This window comes from Sphingomonas sp. FARSPH (assembly GCF_003355005.1).
Classification (GTDB): domain Bacteria; phylum Pseudomonadota; class Alphaproteobacteria; order Sphingomonadales; family Sphingomonadaceae; genus Sphingomonas.
Genome location: NZ_CP029988.1, coordinates 34,654 through 53,482, shown reverse-complemented (window position 1 = coordinate 53,482; position 18,829 = coordinate 34,654). Strand labels below are relative to the sequence as shown.

Annotated in this window: 13 protein-coding genes and 4 pseudogenes; 13 read left to right on the top strand and 4 right to left on the bottom strand. The window is 60.9% G+C overall.

Features of this window, described 5'->3' with window-relative positions; translation table 11 throughout:
* Positions 1-78: 78 nt before the first annotated feature.
* Both DM480_RS18915 and DM480_RS17780 read right to left on the bottom strand, forming a co-directional pair.
* Complete coding sequence (locus DM480_RS18915; RefSeq protein ID WP_115381988.1) at positions 79-198, bottom strand: helix-turn-helix domain-containing protein; 120 nt, start codon at positions 196-198, stop codon at positions 79-81.
* 31 nt (positions 199-229) lie between these two features.
* A complete protein-coding gene (locus tag DM480_RS17780) occupies positions 230-3,205 on the bottom strand; it encodes a Tn3 family transposase (RefSeq protein WP_115381973.1) in 2,976 nt (991 codons plus the stop codon).
* A 139-nt stretch (positions 3,206-3,344) separates the two neighbouring features.
* Here DM480_RS17780 and DM480_RS17775 point away from each other — a divergent pair, with 139 nt between their 5' ends.
* From DM480_RS17775 to DM480_RS17765, 3 genes and pseudogenes are all read left to right on the top strand, one after another.
* Positions 3,345-3,914 (top strand): recombinase family protein, encoded by a 570-nt coding sequence (locus DM480_RS17775; RefSeq protein WP_043150867.1) that lies wholly within the window; start codon positions 3,345-3,347, stop codon positions 3,912-3,914.
* Positions 3,915-5,288 (top strand): hypothetical protein, encoded by a 1,374-nt coding sequence (locus DM480_RS17770; protein WP_115381971.1) that lies wholly within the window; start codon positions 3,915-3,917, stop codon positions 5,286-5,288.
* Positions 5,289-5,358: 70 nt separating this feature from the next.
* Positions 5,359-5,598: pseudogene (locus DM480_RS17765) on the top strand (Tn3 family transposase); the annotation flags it as partial.
* A gap of 32 nt (positions 5,599-5,630) precedes the next feature.
* Here DM480_RS17765 and DM480_RS17760 read toward each other — a convergent pair.
* Together DM480_RS17760 and DM480_RS17755 are read right to left on the bottom strand one after the other, a co-directional pair.
* Positions 5,631-5,702, bottom strand: a pseudogene (locus tag DM480_RS17760) (recombinase family protein); the annotation flags it as partial.
* A gap of 151 nt (positions 5,703-5,853) precedes the next feature.
* Positions 5,854-6,906, bottom strand: coding sequence for a replication initiator protein A (locus DM480_RS17755; protein ID WP_332871316.1), 1,053 nt, complete (start codon positions 6,904-6,906; stop codon positions 5,854-5,856).
* Between the two features lie 558 nt (positions 6,907-7,464).
* On the opposite strand from DM480_RS17755, the pseudogene DM480_RS17745 reads away from it, so the two are divergent.
* From DM480_RS17745 to DM480_RS17705, 10 genes and pseudogenes are all read left to right on the top strand, one after another.
* A pseudogene (locus DM480_RS17745) lies at positions 7,465-8,034 on the top strand (DUF4158 domain-containing protein); the annotation flags it as partial.
* A 550-nt stretch (positions 8,035-8,584) separates the two neighbouring features.
* On the top strand, positions 8,585-9,202 hold the full coding sequence (locus tag DM480_RS17740) for a recombinase family protein (protein ID WP_115381963.1): 618 nt from the start codon (positions 8,585-8,587) through the stop codon (positions 9,200-9,202).
* 8 nt (positions 9,203-9,210) lie between these two features.
* Positions 9,211-12,216, top strand: a complete 3,006-nt coding sequence (locus DM480_RS17735) for a Tn3 family transposase (RefSeq protein ID WP_115381961.1) — start codon at positions 9,211-9,213, stop codon at positions 12,214-12,216.
* A 43-nt stretch (positions 12,217-12,259) separates the two neighbouring features.
* Positions 12,260-14,602: pseudogene (locus DM480_RS17730) on the top strand (Tn3 family transposase); the annotation flags it as partial.
* Positions 14,603-14,744: 142 nt separating this feature from the next.
* Entirely contained in the window at positions 14,745-15,611 is an 867-nt protein-coding gene (locus DM480_RS17725; protein WP_006953933.1) for a recombinase family protein, read from the top strand.
* Positions 15,612-16,406: 795 nt separating this feature from the next.
* Positions 16,407-16,730 carry a single-stranded DNA-binding protein gene (locus DM480_RS17715; protein ID WP_115381957.1) on the top strand — a complete coding sequence of 108 codons (324 nt, stop codon included), beginning with the start codon at positions 16,407-16,409 and terminating at the stop codon, positions 16,728-16,730.
* Positions 16,731-16,910: 180 nt separating this feature from the next.
* A complete protein-coding gene (locus DM480_RS17710) occupies positions 16,911-17,594 on the top strand; it encodes a ParA family protein (RefSeq protein ID WP_115381955.1) in 684 nt (227 codons plus the stop codon).
* Complete coding sequence (locus tag DM480_RS18040) at positions 17,591-17,944, top strand: hypothetical protein (RefSeq protein ID WP_125471612.1); 354 nt, start codon at positions 17,591-17,593, stop codon at positions 17,942-17,944. Before DM480_RS17710 ends, DM480_RS18040 begins: the two co-directional genes overlap by 4 nt.
* Entirely contained in the window at positions 17,941-18,096 is a 156-nt protein-coding gene (locus DM480_RS18185) for a hypothetical protein (RefSeq protein ID WP_157968828.1), read from the top strand. The genes DM480_RS18040 and DM480_RS18185 overlap by 4 nt, the downstream gene beginning before the upstream one ends.
* Complete coding sequence (locus DM480_RS17705; protein WP_115381953.1) at positions 18,093-18,827, top strand: ParA family protein; 735 nt, start codon at positions 18,093-18,095, stop codon at positions 18,825-18,827. The genes DM480_RS18185 and DM480_RS17705 overlap by 4 nt, the downstream gene beginning before the upstream one ends.
* Positions 18,828-18,829 lie beyond the last annotated feature (2 nt).

The window sequence follows — 18,829 nt, the reverse complement described above, 5'->3', positions numbered from 1 at the left end:
CATGTTCTCTAAATGTTCTCATTACCCGCAAGAGTCAATCGAGCGGGCGCTTCATGGCCTTTGATCAACGCATAGAGGTTACACATCGCCCTGCGTCATGCGCGCGCGAAACCGGCGCAGGGTAGGGCGCGACACACCGAGCTGTCGCGCAACCTCGCTGACGCTGTCTTTGAGGGCATAGCGTGGATGGTACGCCAGACAACGCTAAGGAAGAACAGCCAGCGAACAACTACGCGACGCGGATATCTTGCGTCAGGTTGAGCGCTTTACGGCCAGCGGATGCCGCCGCTCTATCCCAGAGAAAGTCACCGGAAAAGGCGATATGTTCCCAGCCCACCGGGGAGGTATGGGCAAGGAGATCGTCGGGCACCGCGGCCGAGGCCGCTCGCAGATGCTGGACGGCGGCGTCCATGTAAGTCGCGTTCCAATAGACAATGGCGGCGATCACCAGGTTGAGGCCGGATGCCCTATATTGCTGGGCCTCATGGCTGCGATCGATGATGCGCCCCTGACGGAAAGTGTAGATCGCCTGCGTCAGGACATGTCGTTGTTCGCTGTTGTTGAGACCGGCCTGGCAACGCCGGCGCAAATCAGGGTTTTCAAGCCAGTCCAGCATGAACAGGGTCCGTTCGACCTTGCCTATTTCCTGTAGCGCCACGTCGAGCTGGTTCTGTCGCTCATAGGCCGCGAGCTTTCGCAACATGACCGAGGGTGCAACGTGGCCGGCCTTGATCGAGCCTACGAGCCGCAGCACGTCATCCCATTGCTCACGAATAATGTCGGTACGGATGCGTTTGCCCAACAGCGGCGTGATGAAGGGATAGGTTGCTGCCGGGGCAATCGGCGCGAGGCGCCTGTCGGGAAAATCGCGCAGGCGCGGGCAGAAGCGAAATCCCAGCATGGCGCAAAGGGCGAAGACATGATCGGTGGCCCCGCCGGTGTCAGTATAATGCTCGGCGATTTTGAGATCGGTGCCGTGATTGGTCAGGCCATCGAGCACATAGGGGGCCTCATGCGTCGCGGCCGAGATCACGTTGACATGGTAGGGGGCGCGCTGATCGGAGACATGCGTGTAGAAGCTGAAGCCGTGGTCGACGCCGTAGCGCGCGTTGATGTCGCCGCCCGACGCACCGCGCTTGGCTCCCCGGAAGAACTGTCCATCGGAGCTTGAGGTGGTGCCGTCGCCCCAGACCCGCGAGAATGGCATGCGGTGCTGGGCGTTGATGAGGACGGCCAGCGCTGCGCGATAGCTGTCATCGCGGATATAGGCGTCATGGGTCCACAGGAGTTGATCGCGTGTGACGCCTTGGCTCGCGGCGGCCATGCGCGAGAGGCCGAGATTGGTGGCATCGGCAAGGATGGTCGCGAGCAGCGCGTTTTCGTTAGGACAGCGCTCACCGGTGCGCAGATTGGTGAACGCCGCGAGGAATCCTGTTTCCTGCGCCACCTCATGAAGCAATTCCGTGATGCGGATGCGCGGCATCATCGCATCGAGCCGGTGGGCTAGTTCCTCGGCGTCAGGCGTCGTGATCGTGCGAACCGGCGATATCTGGAGGCGGTCGTCCCGGAACCGTACATCGTCCAGGGCGTCGCGCTTCAGATGCTGGGCAAACTTCTTCAAGCGCCGATCCAGTTCGTGGCCCCGCTGTGCCAGCCATTCGTCCGCCGACAAGGGCAGGCCGAGCGCGGACACGACCGGTTTCGCCTTTGGCTCGCTGAGCAGATAGCTGTCGAACCGACGATATCCCGCCGATCGTTCAACCCAGACATCTCCGGAGCGCAATTTGTTGCGCAGGTGCGCGATCGTCGCGATCTCCCAGAGTCGCCGGTTGACCTTGCCGTCATCGCTAACCACGATCTTCCGCCATTCCTTGCGGAAGGGCATGGGAGCGTCAGCAGGCAGATCGCGCTTGCCCGACCTGTTAAGCACGCGGAGCACTTCGATGGCGGCGGTCGTTTTCGTACTACCCTTGCCGGCCCTGAACTCGAGTGTTTCCAGCAAATCGGGCGCGAACTTGCGCAACGTCGCATAGCGATCGGCCGCGACCGTCAGCGGATCGAGGCTGGCGGTTTCTGCGATAGTTGCCACTTCTGGCCTGACCCTCATGAGGGTTGTCCACCCGACCGATGCATCCAGGGCCTCCATCGGATCCTCGCCGGTATCGAGCGCATCGGTGAGAGCATCGATCGTACTGCGAAAGATCAGCATCAGCCGTGCTACATTCTTCGACGTGGTAGCATAGCTGCGCGCCTGGGAGTTCCTTGCGCGGGTGAATATCCCGCCGATCAGCTTGTCTGCCATTTCCAGGGCGCTGTCCGTAAGTCGCTCTTCAAGGTCGAGCAGGAACGCGACCAGAGTGGCACGGCGCCGGGACGGCGTATAGCGCTCTATCATATAGGCAGGCGATGCTCGGCCTTCCCTGACATATTGGTGGAACCGGTCCGCATGGATGCGCCCAGCGATGTCCGGGCAAATGCCGATCACCCGCACGCGTCTCAAACGGTCGAGAATCTGGCGGATGTGATCGGGCTTGGCCGCAACGGGGATCGTCTTTAGCAAGGTGAGTTGGCTCACACCACCAGCGCCAGTCTCGTCAAAGAGTTGCTCGAGGGCGTGGACCTGTTCAACGCTGAGATCAGCGATCAGGGCGGAGGCCGCTTGTTTGCGGGCACGCGCTCGTCCCGCGATGCTGACGCGTTCGATGGTAGAAATGGAGGGCAGTAGAATCCGGGCCTCGCGAAGGGCGGTGACGACACCGTTCGCGATCGTCATCCCCTTATCGGTCGCCCAGGCCGTTTTCGCCGCCGCCTCAATCATGAACGGAATATCAGTGCGGGTCGGCCCACGTAGATTAAGGTGCTCCGCCAGTTCCCGGGCATGGTCCGTCATTGTTTGGTCGCGCGCCGCGTAATCGGCGAGGTCTGTTACGCACAGGCCGAGCTGCTCCGCCACAAAGGCCGCAAGATGGTGGGGTATCGCTCCCTTGTCCCGGATGATCTGCGCAAGAGTCGTGCCGGGATGCCGCAGCAACGCCAGTTGCAGCGCCACGCCTAATCGGTTCCGCCGCTCGCGGCGCGCGCCGATAATGTCGATGTCAGATGGCTCGAACGAGTAGAGGCGGGCCAAATGGTCGCGGTCGGTCGGGATGGCGAGGATTTGATCGCGCTCACTCTCGGTCAGGAGTTGATGTTTGCGCTTCACCATGCCGATTCCCGTCCACAAAAGGTCATCTGGGCCTATGGACAGCGACGAGTAAAGAGACATAGTATGTGGACGGATATGTAGGGGCGAAACGCTTGCCCTTCACAGCGTCCACAGAACGGCCGTTTGGGAGACACAGGGCATGGGCGGTATTCTGGGCTATGCTCGTGTGAGCACCGGCGACCAGGACGTGGCAGGGCAGACCATGCGTCTGGAGAAGGCTGGCGCCATTAAAGTGTTCACCGACGTTATGTCGGGCAAGAGCATGGATCGTCCCGGTTTGGCCGACCTGCTCGCCTACGCCCGTAAGGGTGACACATTAGCCGTGGTTCGCCTCGATCGGCTCGGGCGATCGCTGGCCGAATTACTTGTCACGGTTGAGAAGCTGCACGCCCAAGGCGTGGCGCTGCTAAGCCTTGAAGAGAAAATCGACACTTCATCGGCCGCCGGCGAACTGATCTTCCATGTGTTCGGGGCCATCGCCCATTTTGAACGACGGCTGATTTCCGAACGCACCAAGGATGGCATCGCCGCCGCCCGTGCCAGGGGCAAGTTACCTGGCCGTCAGCCGCTCGACATGAGCAAGGTCCATGCCGCCATTAAACTGGTCGAAGCGAGTATCTCGCCAACAGAAGCGGCACGGCAACTCGGCATCGGCCGATCAACCATATATCGAGAAATGCGCCGCCTTGGCGTGGAAAGGCCCGCCTGAATGTCCAGATCAAAATCGGTTCACGATCTTTCGGGCCTGATGAAATATGCGGAACGGGCGCCATGGGATGAAGCGATGGTTGAAATGCTGTCCGCGCATCTTGGCCCAGCGTGCGAAGCAACCGGACTCGAGCCAGATGCCATATTCGAAATCATCGGTGATCACTGGCAAGGGCCGCTATGGGGCTGTTCCTTTGAAGATCTGCTGACGCAGGAACTGGAACCTGACGGTGGCAATCTGATCGATGACTATCTCAAGCGCCGGGGCTGGAACGAAAAGGCGCCGAACAAAGCCTATATGCACGCACTACGCGATACGGTCATGTCGCTCTATGAAGTCAGCGAAGTGGTTCCCGGCCAATCGATGACCTTGCGCGATCTGCTGCGCGACGTTGCCCCGGTGAGGGTGCGGGAACACGGTGCGACCCAGACCCTCGTCAACTGGGACAAAATCGCCGCAAGAATTGTTGACGTGAACGGTCGGCACGGCATTTCCGGGGCACTTCTGCCGTTCAGCGCAGATGGCGCCGTGCGCGTAATCGACGCATTTTCCCGACTTGTGGACGATGCACAGGGCACTGTCGGATTGGATCCCCTAGACAAGGACGCGCTCTTGCGGGCATCGGGGCCGATGTTCACGAACATGTGGCTGCTCGACTGTCTGGGTAAGGCCATTCCCGGCAGCTCGCCGGATATGGTCAACGCCGACGGTGATGACCTTGTGTTCCACCGTATCGTTTTTCCGCTGGCAAAGGGCGTGATCGGCAAAAGCGTGGTTCGCAGGCTGAACGCGGCTCAATGGCTGGAACCTGCGAGCGACACGTTCTGGAACTGGCTGGCGCCGGTGACGAAGAAGAGGACACCAGGAACGACCAAAGGCGGGCAGGCTTTTGTGACAACCATGGAGGACGGCACACCCGTTTTTGCCAATGTCGAGTTGGCTGGACGCAAACTGATCGTTGAGGTCAACAGCGCCGCCCGCGCTGAACAGGCGATTGCGCAGATGAGCGAATGGCTTGGTGATTGCGTGAGCACACCTATGACCGAAATCCGGACTCTGGCCCAGTTCATGGCCGATGATGCCGCCCGCGCTCCGCAGGAAGAGCCGCTCGATATCCCGCCGAACGAAATGGAACGCATCGTTCATCAGATGCTGACACGCGAATATACCAAAACGCTTGATGAAGCGGTGCCGGCCCTCGGGCACAAGACGCCACGCGCTCTGGCCCGCACGAAGGCGGGCCGACCGAAAGTGGCCGACTGGCTCAAATATATAGAGAATGGCGCGGCAAAATCCGGGCCTGGCGATCCGATGGCTACCTATGATTTTACGTGGATGTGGGATCAACTGGGGCTGATCGACCTCCGGCGTTGACCGCCCTCATACCACCGTTCTGGCATCGTTCTCCCTTAGCGTTGTCTGGCGTACCATCCACGCTATGCCCTCATCAGGCCTGAACCTCGTATCGGCGGCAATCATCCTATGGAATACCGTCTATCTTGGCAGGGCTGCCGACCATCTCCGCCAAAGGGGTCGCGCCATAGACGATACGCTGCTCAGCCACGCCGCGCCGCTAGGCTGGGAGCACATCAGTCTGACGGGTGATTATCTATGGGCTGACATGAAATTGCCACTGGACGGGTTTCGACCATTACGCACGCAAAACCGCCAATCAGAGGCTTAGCGTACGTTTACGACCAGATTCTGCGATGCCCCCTCCTTCAACGCGGCGCGTTGCAGCCGCAGATCCTGATCGTCAGTCGAGACGCGCGCATAGCCAACAAGCATGTCGCGAATGTGCATCGAAACGCGAAGGTTTTGCAACAGACTTTCGCGACAGCGCCAGCGCCGGAAAGTCGGTCCCCTGCCCCCGTGTCGCGAAACTTAGGATATTTGCGAAACGGCCGGCGTCAGTCGCGCGCGCCGCGAAGCAGCGCGATCAACTCGGCCGACCCCGCTTCTCGAACCAGCTCTGACAGAATTTGAGGAAGTGCCGTTCGGCGTGCTTCGGCGCGATTTCATTCTCGCCAAGCCAGTTGCGCCACTCCCGTTCGAGATAGTGCACGTCCCATCCCGGCGCGACATTTCGGGCGTCGCCGTAGATGTCGCCATCGAGCGCGCCCGTCCAGGGCTCAGCAGCGGGAGCCGCAAGCGCGGCCTTCATCGTTCCGCGGTTCGTGAACGTCACCATGTCCGCCTCAAGGTCGAACTCAACGAGGTAGTCAGGTAGATGGTTGCTCTCGGCCAACTCCCGAACCATCTGCCGAAACCGCTTAAGCGGGCTTTGCGCGCCGGACTTCTTCAGCAACGTATCTAGCCCGATGCGCCAGGAGGGTTGCTGCCCGCAGTGCTTGCGGGCCAGCTCGTATATCCGACGCTCAAGGGGCTTCCGCAGCCTGAAATAGTCTCGGTGAAGGGTCAGCACCTCATTGTGCCGAATTGCGTTGAACACCCAATCCGAAAGCGTGATTTCGCATCCCATCAGACGCCCATCGAGGCCGTTCTTGTAGCGGATCGAGGCCGTGTCGATCAGGCCGAATATGTCGGTCTGGATCTCGTCGCCGGTCTTGATGTTGGTCGAGATGGTGGTGCCACGTAGCCGCTCGATAGCCTCACGCAGCGCCTCGTAGTCCTTCCCCGAGGTGCCCCGGTTCGTGAAGACGAGTAGATCGCGGCTGTTGAGCTTAACCCGCTTTGAGACAGGTAGGTTGGCTTTGAGCTTCGCCATGATCTGCGAAATGCAGTAGATCAGGATGTCTTTATCGTAGATCGTCGCCAAGCCCTTCACGCTCGGCGTAACTTCGAGCCACTGTCCGTTATGCTCGTAACGCCGAATGGAGGTCTCCGGCTTTTTTGAGAGCGAGTAGAAGGGATGCTCCATTTGCGGCATCACGTCCTTTAGAACGGCATCCCCCACGTCGCAGATGAACAGTTCCTGCTGGGGATGCCGCTCCGGAATGAGCGGGTCGCGAACGGGTGCCTCAATATCCATGCTAGGCATCTTCGGGGTATCAGTTACCGTCTGTCAAGGTTCGGGGTTTCAGTTACCAGTTCGGGGTATCAGTTACCCACGCGCCGGATTCGGGGTTTCAGTTACCGCAGCGTGAGATTCGGGGTTTCAGTTACCCAGGGCGAGGATTCGGGGTTTCAGTTACCGCAGCGTGAGATTCGGGGTTTCAGTTACCCAGGGCGAGGATTCGGGGTTTCAGTTACCGAAGTTCGGGGTATCAGTTACCGGAGTTCGGGGTTTCAGTTACCGGCGCGTCCGATTTACCGAGTAGTTTCAGGCAGTTACGCGCCGAAAATCGCGCCGTAACACAGAATCATAACCCATATATAACACTACGCGCGCGAGACTGGCCTGTGGATAACTTTTGGCATCCTTGATTTCATAGGGGGCTCCTCGATTGCACTGGCGACGCAACGAGGCCCAGTCGGCCCCAAGCTGCGATTTTGGCCAAGTCGGAGAACGTTTTGGGAACGTGGCATTCGGTATTGACGATGGAAATCATAGAAGAGGACAGTTCGCTCCATCATAGGGAGTGGGTTGATGGATCGGAGTATTCCGGGCGGGGATTTGATCGGACGATGGAGCCTGAGCTTTGCCGATATTGATTTTGTAAATTCGAAGCCGGCCCTGACGCGCCTTGGCCTCGCCGCGCAGCTGAAATTCTTCGCTTCCCTGGGGTTTTTCGCGATCGATCCCGGCTCAATCCCTACCGATGGCCTCTCGTATCTGGCCGAGCAACTCGGTGTCGAGGCTGGCGAGATAGCCGGTTATGACTTTTCCAGTCGGACAGCACGACGGCATTGTGCGGAGATCCTGATCCATCTTGGATATCACCGCATGAAGCGGGTGGATCGCGCGCAATTGACGGAATGGATTGCTGGCGAGCTGTGCCCGGGCGGCCAGTCGATCAATGCCATGCTTGAGCATGTTTTCCTGTGGTGCCGGGACCGGCGTATTTATGGGCCGTCGCGCAAGGAGCTTGAACGTGTCGTTCGCTCACAACGGCAAGATTATCTGGACACCTGGCTGATCGGAACCAGTGATCGGCTTTCGTCAGATGCGGTGGCGTTATTGGAAGCCTCGCTTGCCGATCCGGACAGCTCGACCGGATTGGGGGTTGAGTAGCAACGGAACAGAAAACCTACATAAGGCAGCACGCCTCAAGGCCGCGGGCCATTCCGGAAGGGCGCGAAGTGGTGGTTAGCTGCCGTCCCTCCGACGCCCCTTGATCCAATTTGTTAGCGACCGAACACCCAAACCAACCGCTGCGGCTATCGCGATTGCCCCACCTAGCAGCGGCCAGTCTAAGCCTCTGTGGCATTCGGCATCTGGCGCACAGTCGCCGAGCGAACTCACGATGAAGACGACCCCGATGAGGGGAACACCGACAAAGGCCGCCATACCGCAGCCGATCTTTCCACCTAGCGTGCTGCTGTCCCGATACTCGCTCATGGGCTCGAAGCTATCGCTTTCCGCGACGTCCGCAATTGGGGCGGAAGCGGCCGTCTGGTTTTTCCAATAAACCCCGGTTTGATGCGAAGCGGGCCGGCGGTTACGATCGGACCGCTGGATGACCCTCAATCTCACATCTACCCATCCAGAAACCTATAGCCGGTAAACCCATCCTTCGATAGATTAATGAAAGAAGGAGCGGACGTCGATGCTGATCGGATATATGCGGGTGTCGACAGGCGAGCAAAATCTCGATCTGCAACGCGATGCGCTGGATCGTGCCGGATGCGGCCGGGTGTTCGACGACGTGTGCTCGGGCCGTGCGACCGAACGGGCCGGGCTCGACAAGGCACTCGACATCATGCGTGATGGCGACACCCTCGTAGTCTGGAAGCTCGACCGGATCGGACGGTCGCTACCCCACGTCGTTGGGCTGGTCGGCGATCTGCAGAAGCGCGGGATCGGCCTTAAGGTGCTGACCGGCGATATCGACACGACGACCGTTACGGGCCGGTTGGTGTTCGGTATTTTCGCGACCCTGGCCGAGTTCGAGCGCGATCTGACCCATGAGCGCACAATGGCGGGGCTGGCCGCGGCCAGGGCGCGAGGCCGTGCAGGTGGTCGGCCGCGGGTCATGACGAAGCAGAAGCTGAAGGCCGCGATGGCGCTGATGGCGGATCGCGACAATGCCGCACGCGATGTTGCGGTCCAACTCGGCGTATCAGTGTCGACGCTTTATGCCTATGTCGATGCGAAAGGTCAGCCGCGAGAGCGGGCCAGCGAATTGCTGGGCAAGCGCGGGGTTCAGCCTAAAATAGCAGCATAGGCCGAGCAGTGCCGGTCAGCTTTCTCTCGGACGAGCAGGCCCTGCGCTATGGTCGCTTCGTCGGCGATCCTACATCGGAGCAGTTGGCGCGCCATTTTTATCTCGACGATGCAGACCGGACGTTCATCGGCGCGCACCGCGGCGATCACAACAGGCTCGGCGTAGCGGTACAGCTTGGCTCTTTGCGGCTGCTCGGCACCTTTCTCGAAGATCCGGCACAGACACCGGCGTCGGTCACGCGGTTCGCAGGCAGCCAGTTGGCGATCGACGAGCCGTGCGAACGGATGGCGCAATATTGCGCGACCAAGGGACGATGGCGGCACGGCCCGCGCATCCGCGACCATTATGGCTACCAAGTTTTCTCCGATCCACGCATCGCGTTCCGATTGCATCGTTTCCTGTACGCGCTGTGTTGGACGGGCACCGATCGGCCATCGGCGCTCTTCGATGCAGCGGCGACGTGGCTGATTGAATGCAAGGTGCTGTTGCCAGGGCTGTCCGTCCTCGAGCGCGATATCGCACGAGTCCGCACACGGGTCGCCACGCACGTTCATCGCCGTCTCATCGACAGGCTGACGTCGGAGCAACGCGCCCGGCTCGACACGCTGGTCGCCGTTATTGGCGACGGGCGGCAAAGCCCGCTCGATCGACTGCGTGACGGTCCATACCTGCAAAGCGGCCCCGAGATCAGCCGCGCCGTTGATCGCCTTACCGAAATCCGCACGTTCACAGCGGGCTTGCCCGAACTTGATCGGGTGCCACCCGGCAAGGCGGTCGCATTGGCGCGATTTGCCGGTGCGGCGCGGGCGCAGGCCGTGGCCCGACTCCCCGACGATCGGCGCGCTGCCACCCTCGTCGCGTTCATCCGCACCCTCGAAGCGTCGGCCAGCGACGATGTCATCGACCTGTTCGACGTCGTGTCGACCCGAATGTTTTCCAACGCGCGCATCAACGCCAGGGATGCCCGGATGCGTTCGCTGCGTGATCTCGATGCCGCATCGCTCCGGCTTCGCGATGCCGGCGTTGTGCTGCTCGATGACAGCATCAGCGATGCGCAGGTGCGCGCGGCCGTGTTCGCGCTCGTCGATCGGACAGCGCTGACCGACGCCGTCGCACAGGTGAACCTTCTCGCGCGGCCGAACGACGAGAGCTATTTTGTCGAGTTGCGCCGGCAGGCCGGGACGATGCGCTATCTGCCGAAGATGCTGGCAGCGCTCGATCTTGCAGCCGCGCCCGCAGGACAGCCGCTGCTCGACGCGGTCGACCACTTGCGAAGGGTTCACAGGGGCGAGAAGCGCCGTGGACCGGCACCAACATCGTTCGTCCCCAAGGGGTGGGGGCGCCAGTTGAAGAGTGATGACGGTACATTCGATCTGACCGGATACCGGCTTTGTACGCTCGACCGGCTACGCCGCGCCATTCGCCGTCGCGACGTCTTTCCTGTTCGCTCGCTTCGCTACGCCGACCCGCGCAAAGGCCTGCTGACAGGAGCCGCCTGGGAAGCGGCGCGACCGACGGTATGCCGCACGGTCGGCGTGGCGGTCGCTGGCGACGAGGAGATCGCCAGGCTGTCCGCGCGGCTCGATCTCGCCTACCGCGAGACAGCGGCGCGCGTACCGGACAACGATGCCGTGACCATCACGAAAACGGCGAGCGGCGCCGACCTGTCGATCGCACCGCTCGACAGGATCGACGAGCCACTCAGCCTCACCGATCTCCATAGGGCAATCGACGCGCGCTTGCCGCAGCTGGATCTTCCCGAGCTGATCCTGGAGATGCATGCGCGAACCGGTTTCGCGGCGGCGTTCACGCATGCCAGCGAAGGCAATGCACGCGCCGAGGATATAGCGACGACGATCTGCGCGGTGCTTGTCGCGGAGGCCACCAATACCGGATTCGAACCGCTTGTCCGTCCCGAGGTGTCCGCGCTGCGCCGGTCACGGTTGAGCTGGGTGAAGCAGAACTTCATCCGCGCCGAGACGCTGACCACAGCCAACGCGCTGCTGGTCGCGGCCCATAACAGGATACCACTGGCCCGCGTTTGGGGCAGCGGCGAGGTCGCCTCTGCCGATGGACTGCGTTTCACCGTGCCAGTCCGCACGATCCACGCCGGCCCAAACCCGCGCTATTTCGGGCGCGAACGCGGCATCACCTGGTACAATCTGGTTTCTGATCGCTTTTCCGGGCTGAATGCTCTGACGGTGCCCGGCACGTTGCGCGACAGCCTCTATCTGCTTGCCGTCGTGCTCGACCAGGAAACCGAATTGCGGCCAGGCGAGATCATGACCGACACAGCCGGCTACACCGACACGATCTTCGGCATTTTTCACCTGCTCGGGCTCCAGTTCTCGCCGCGCATCGCCGACATTGGCGGCGCGCGGTTCTGGCGTGTCGATGGCAAGGCCGATTATGGCGTGCTGGATGACCTCGCCGCGAATAGGATCAACACCAGGCTGATTGTCGAACATTGGGATGATCTCCTTCGACTGGCCGGATCGCTCAAACTCGGCGTCGTGCGCGCGACCGATCTCACCCGTGTCCTTCAGACCAATGATCGCCCCACCAGGCTGGCACGTGCCCTTCAGGAGCTTGGCCGCCTCATCAAGTCACTCTACATGCTGCGGTTCATCGACGACGAAACCTACCGGCGCCGGATCCTGGTCCAGCTCAATCGCGGCGAGAGCCGCCACCTGCTTGCCCGCACCATATTCCACGGCAAGCGCGGTGAACTTCGCCAGCGCTACCGCGAAGGGCAGGAGGATCAGCTCGGCGCGCTCGGGCTCGTCGTCAACCTGGTCGTGCTCTGGAACACGATCTACATCGACGCGGCGGTCAGCCAGCTACGCGCCGAAGGCCATGTGATCCTGGACGAGGACGTCGCCCGCCTCTCGCCGCTTGGTTCCAGGCACATCAACATGCTCGGGCGCTATGCCTTCACCATTCCCGACATCGTGGCGCGCGGCGAGTTGAGGCCGCTACGCGATCCTGGTGCCACAGGTATCGACGATGCTTGAAGCCCCTTATGTAGGTTTTCTGTTCCGTTGCTACTCAAACCCCGGATTCAACAGGATGAAGGGTGACGCCGGACAGGCAACGCTCGACAACATTCTCGACGTGACCGAGAAACTCGCCTTTATCCAGAGACTTGATCTTCCCCATGATCTCCTGACGGCTACGGGCAAGCCATGGGTCGATCAGATTGTTCGCCGCGTTGCCGGTGAAAAGGCCTCGGAGATGCGCCGGCATGCGCCGGCGCGACAGCTCGGCCTTTATGCGATTTATCTAATGTCGCGGGAGGCGCAACTCACTGACGCGATGATCGACCTGCTGATCGAAACCGTTCACAAGATCGGAACGCGCTCGAAACGCAAGGTGGTGGGCGATATCGCGAAAGACATCGAGCGGGTCTATGGAAAGGAGCGCCTGCTGGTCGAGATCGCCAGCGCCTCGATCAATGAACCATCGGGGCGCATCTGCGATGTCATTTTCCCGATCGCCGGTAAGGCCAAGCTGGCGGCGATCGTCAAGGAGAGCCATGCGAAGGGCGCTCTGGACCGGCGCATCTACAAGGTGATGCGTGGTTCCTGGGCCAATCATTACCGGCGCATGCTGCCAAGCCTGCTTTCCGTACTTGAGTTCCGGTCGAACAACGCGGTGTGGCGGCCGGTCCTGGCGGCCCTCGACTGGATCAGGAGCAAGGTGGATGGCGGATGCCGCTTCGTGCCATTGCAGGATGTTCCGATCGATGAGGTGATTCCAGCGCGATGGCGCAGTTCCGTCATTGATGACGATGGGCGGGTAAACCGGATCAGCTATGAGCTTTGCGTCCTGACGCAACTGCGCGACCGCATCCGCTCCAAAGAAATCTGGGTGGTCGGGGCGGATCGCTATCGCAATCCCGATGACGATCTTCCCAAGGACTTCGAGATCAGGCGAGATGCGTACTATTCCGGCCTCAGCCTGACGCCAGATGCGCAGGCGTTTTGCGCCTCGATCCGGGAGGAGCTTGAACGGGAACTGTTGCTCCTCAATGCCAATATTCCACAAAACGACAAGGTCCGGCTCCTGTGGCGCGGCGACAACCGGATATCGATTACACCGTTCAAGCCCTTGCCCGAACCGAAGGGTCTCGCTTCGATCAAAAGCGAGATCGGTCAGCGCTGGCCGATGACCGGACTGCTGGACGTGTTGAAAGAGGCTGCTCTGGACACGGGATTGATGGATGCTTTCGAAACGTCGGCCTCGCGGGTTACCCTGTCGAAAGCAGCCTTGGCTCAGCGTCTTTTGCTGTGTCTCTATGGCTTGGGCACGAACGCCGGGCTCAAGCGGGTCGCTGGCGCAACACCCGATGTCAGTTACGAGGAATTGCTGCATGTCCATCGCCGTTTCATCCACGCGCCAGCGCTGAGGGAGGCGTGCGCGCGGGTAGCAAACGCGACACTGGCAATCCGCAATGCCGCAGTATGGGGAGATGCGGGCACGGCATGCGCGTCCGATTCAACGAAGTTCGGCGCGTGGGACCGCAACCTGATGACGGAATGGCACGCCCGCTATGGCGGCCGTGGCGTCATGATCTACTGGCATGTGGAGAAGCGCGCGACCTGCGTTTATTCCCAGCTCAAGCGGTGCTCTTCCTCGGAGGTCGCCTCCATGATCGAAGGCGTGCTACGCCATTGCACCGACATGGAAATCCAGCGCCAGTACGTCGATAGCCACGGCCAGAGCGCAGTCGGCTTTGCGTTCTGCCGACTCCTTGGATTTGAGCTTGCCCCGCGGCTGAAAGCAGTGGCACGCCAGAAACTGGCCCTTCCCCAAGCCGGCATGCGCACGCGGCTTTCCAATTTACTGCCGATCCTCTCCAGCCCGATCGACTGGGACGAGATCGAGCAACAATATGACGAAATGGTCAAATATGCCGCTGCCATGCAATCGCGCACCGCCGATCCGGAAGCGATCCTGCTCCGGTTTGCCAGAGCCGAAGTGATGCACCCGACCTACAAGGCGCTGAGTGAACTCGGCCGCGCGGTCAAAACAATCTTCCTATGCCGGTATTTGCGTCAGGAGGCATTCCGCCGCGAGATCCACGAAGGGCTGAATGTGGTTGAGAACTGGAACGGCGCTAATGGTTTCGTGTTCTTCGGCAAGGGCGGCGAGATCGCCACCAACCGCATCCATGAGCAGGAAATCTCCGTTCTGGCGCTACACCTCCTGCAAGCGTCGCTGGTGTATGTGAACACCCGCATGCTTCAGACCGTACTGGTTGAGCCGAAGTGGGCGGGGCGGATGACGCCGGAAGATTATCGTGGTCTCACGCCGTTGATCTACAGTCATGTGAACCCTTATGGCCGCTTCGACCTCGACCTGAACGACCGGATTGATTTTGGACGGCTTGCAGCGTGAGGCGGCTGATCGGCCTATAACATTTGGGTACACCCCAGAGTGATAGGGCCGAGTGACACCATTCGTCTGTCACAAAAGGGTGGGTTTGCGCTCAATGTGACGATACACTGCAAGAGCCACCCTAATGTGACGGATTTTGCACTTGGCTCGTATCGGATATGCCCGCGTCAGCACCACGGACCAGGATCTGGATATCCAGATTGGCCGCCTCAAGAATGCAGGTTGCGAAATTATCCGTTCCGAGACCGGATCGGGGGCCTCGCGGAGCGGGCGCACGGAACTGGAAACGATCATGCAGTTTATGCACACCGGCGACGAGCTGGTCGTGCTGCGGCTCGACCGGCTCGGCCGCTCCACGCGCGATGTCCTGAACCTGGTGCATGAGCTTGATGAAAAGGGAGCTTCGCTGCGCATCCTTGAGCCAGAGGTGACGACGGCGGGCGACATGGGGCGAATGGTCATCACCATACTCGGCATGGTCGCCGATATGGAGCTGAAGTTCATCAAGGATCGTCAGCGCGCCGGGATCGAAGCGGCGCGCGCCGAAGGCGTTTACAAAGGCCGGAAGAAGAACGTCGATGACGATGAAATCCGCCGTCGCCTTGCCGCCGGCGCCAGCAAGGCCCGCGTTGCCCGCGACCTGAAGGTCTCACGAATGACCGTCTATCGGGCGCTCGACATTATTCCGTCACAGACCAAACTGCCGGAAAAGCCGCCCACTGCCAGCATCGCCCTGCATCTGATTATCGAGAACTTCAACAAGCGTGGAAGAGGTAGAAAACCCGCTCGGGAGCGGATTGAGGCGATGCTGGAACGCGACTACGCCATGGTAAAAAACGGCAATTGTGATTACAAACTGACCGTCGCCTATGACCCCGATCCGGATGGCATTTCCCTTGATGAGGAAATCCAAAGCCTCCTCTCCGAGATGTTCAACATCGCAGAGAGCTACAATTGCTCCATGGAAGCCGATATCTACGAGGTCGGTGGTCAGCAACGGTCCTGGTAGAATCAATCAAGCGTTCAGTGTTCGTTCTTCAACCTGGCCAAAATCGCAGCTTCGGGCCGACTGGGCCAACGAACAAGAAGGAAAGCACCGCCTCTTGGGGGCTCCGCCCCCGCCGGCTCCTCGCTTCGCTCGCCCGGGCACGCTTCGCGCGCCCTCCCACCCGGCATCCCCCAGCTATAGACGGCCTACGGCCGACGCTTTTGATTTTTGGGGGAATGGCGGAGAGGTCACAACCAACCTCAAACGACAGAGCGCACGGATAGGAAGACGCGACGGCTACGCCGCCGCGAATGCTCCCCAGGGGGGCGCAAGCGGATTTGGCAGCGCTCATTCGTCGACGTTCGCGCCCGCTGATAGCGATTTGAAGGGAAGGGGCCGCGGTTTCGGCCGCCTGTTTATGATCGATCGACAGCGACGCGCCGAATATGCCGGCGAGATCCTTTCGAGCCGGGCCGCGACATAGGCAGCGACAACGCCCCGTGGCTTGGTGTGGCGTGTCCCCCCTGCCCTGCGCTCGCGATCGGCGCCGGCGACACCACGAACAGCGCGCGTGTTTTCGTCGAGAGCGGCCGACGACTATCAAGCAACCTCATTACTTCCGCGCCTTCGACTGGTCGGCAATTCCTTATTTGACGGGGAATGGTCGCTGCGCCACCTTGTACGATCAAGTAAATAACCGGCTTCGCCTACGGTTTCCGCTACGCGGACCCTCCGTTTTTTCACTTGATCGCGGTGCCTTCGCTCCCCTCAAAATCCCCATCAGGAATTAGCCTGAGCAGTCGGAAGGACAGGACCATGCAGAACATCGCTGAATTTCGCATCATCGGCCGCGTCGGCAAGATCAACGAGCATGACAAGGTGACGAAGGTTTCCGTCGCCGCCAACTACAACCGCCAGGAGGGCGGCGAGTGGACGACCGACACCCACTGGAACGAGGTGACAGTGTTCGGCCGCCTGATCGAGCGCGCCGCCAAGGCGGAGAAGGGCGACTTGGTTCATATCACGGGGCGGGTGCGTCAGAACTCCTACGACCACGCCGAGGGCAAGCGCTACACCGTCGAGCTGATCGCCGATGGTTTCGCGGTGCTGGCGAAGGCTGGCGAGCAGGACGATCGCTGACACGGCGGGGCCGCCTAACGGCGGCCCCTTCCCTCCCCTGCGCAGCGACCGACGCACTGGATAGCTAAAAGGATATCCTTAGGATTGCGATATGGATATGCAAGGCAATATCCCTTGCCATATTGCGCGCCGTTCTCTAGGCTTCCACGCCTTGAGCCGGCGTAATAGGGAGCCCGTCGAATGCCCGCGATTTCTGTAGCCAATCCGAAAGGCGGGGCAGGCAAGACGACGCTGACTTTCGTTCTCGCGTGTGAGCTGGCGCGGAGCGGGGGCTCCGTTGCCGTCATTGATGCAGATCCGAACGCGATCATTGCTGGTTGGGCCAGGAAGCGGACCGAGCAGGGCAAGGCGCTTCCGTTCGAGATCATAGCGAGCCCCAAGGAGTCCGAGCTTATCGGCATGATCGACCGGCTTACGCCGGCACACGATTTTGTGCTGATCGATCTTGAGGGAACGGCGTCACGCATGACCTCGCGCGCGCTCGCCCGCTCGCACCTGGTGCTTATCCCGTTCAACCTTTCTCCGATCGACGCCGAGCTGGCCGCAAACGCGGTCGCACTGATCCAAGAGGAAGCCGAGGCGCTGGGCCGCAACATTCCGTTCCGGCTTGTTCGCAGCCGCGACAATGCCGCGATCGAGACTAAGACTGCCAAGCGGATCGTCGCTGCGATCACCGACGCGGAGCTGCCGTTGCTCCCCGCAAGGCTCGTCGAACGCGCAGCCTATCGTGACATCTTCGACTTTGCCGCCACCTTGGACGAGCTGAGCGATGGTGAAACGTCCGGACTGACCGCCGCCCGACGCAATGCCTTTGAGGTAGCGCAGGCGGTCGTTCAGGCCGTCCAACAGGAGACGAACCGATGAGCGGCTACGGCTTTGGAAAGGCGGCGGGCAAGTCGGAGCCGAAGCGTGACGCCGAGGCTCTAGACCTTAGCGGCATTTCGCGAGAACCCGTCACGACAGATCCACGCCGCGAAGAGGCTGCAATGCAGCGCGGCGCTGCGCTTGGTTTCGTCGATCGAGGGGAGAAGCCTGTAAGGCGGCGACGGCAAGCGCCGCCCCAGGGCAGCGTTTACATCAAGGGTCCAAAAGAAACGCTCGACTGGTTTGTGCAGTTCACGAACGAGCGCGGGCACAGTGCATATTGGCAGACCATCGCGGAGTTTCGCGAAATGGTCGAAGCCAAATCCCGGCCAGGAGGTGCAGGGTCATGAGCGGTATCGAGCAGGCAGGTTTGATCGTCATCGCCGTGATCGCGTTGATCGTGATCGGCGCCCGTGGACCGTATCGCGGTTCGCGCATCCGCGACGAGGACAGCGCAACGTGGTGGTACGGCCATCGCTCTTGGTGGAGGGACCGCCCGTGAAGACGATCGCCGTCAACATCGAGAAGGGCGGGGCCGGCAAGACGACAATCGCCTGTCACCTCGCTTGGCACCTTGCCGATGCAGGGCACCGCGTTTTGGTCATGGACCTTGACCGTCAGTGCAATGCGACTTCCGCTTTGCGCGAGTTCGAGCAGCTAGGCTCTTGCAAGCCGCTGTTCGAACCCGGCTACACGCCGCCTGAAACGGACCGTCTCGCGATCTACTCGAACAAGATGGCAGGCGAGTACGACGCCAACTATTCCGGCGCTCTCAGCGCGTTCCGGGCCAATTTTCCGAAGCTCGCCCCGCAGTTCGATTTTTGCGTGATCGACACACCGCCCGCGTGGAGTTGGATCAACTTCGCGGCGCTGATGATGTGCGACGATTTGATCGTGCCCGTGGAGCTGGGGCCGTTCGGTCCGGACTCTACGAAGCAGCTTTCAAATTCGATCCAGACCGTGAACCAGCGAGGCCGCACAACCCCGATCAGGGTCGCCGGCCTCGTCGCGAACCGCGTCAAGGCGAACGACCGCAACCAGCTCGCCATGCTCGCCGAGTTGAAAGCGAAGATCGGCCGCAACCTCTTCACGGCGCATTTGCCGGACCGCTCGCACTACAGCCAGGCCGTGCAAGCTGGCGTCCCCGTGTGGCGGCACGACAAGGACGTGCGCAGTTCATTGCCACCCATGCGGGCCTTTCTCGAAGAAGCCATGCAGCGGATAGGAGCCTGATC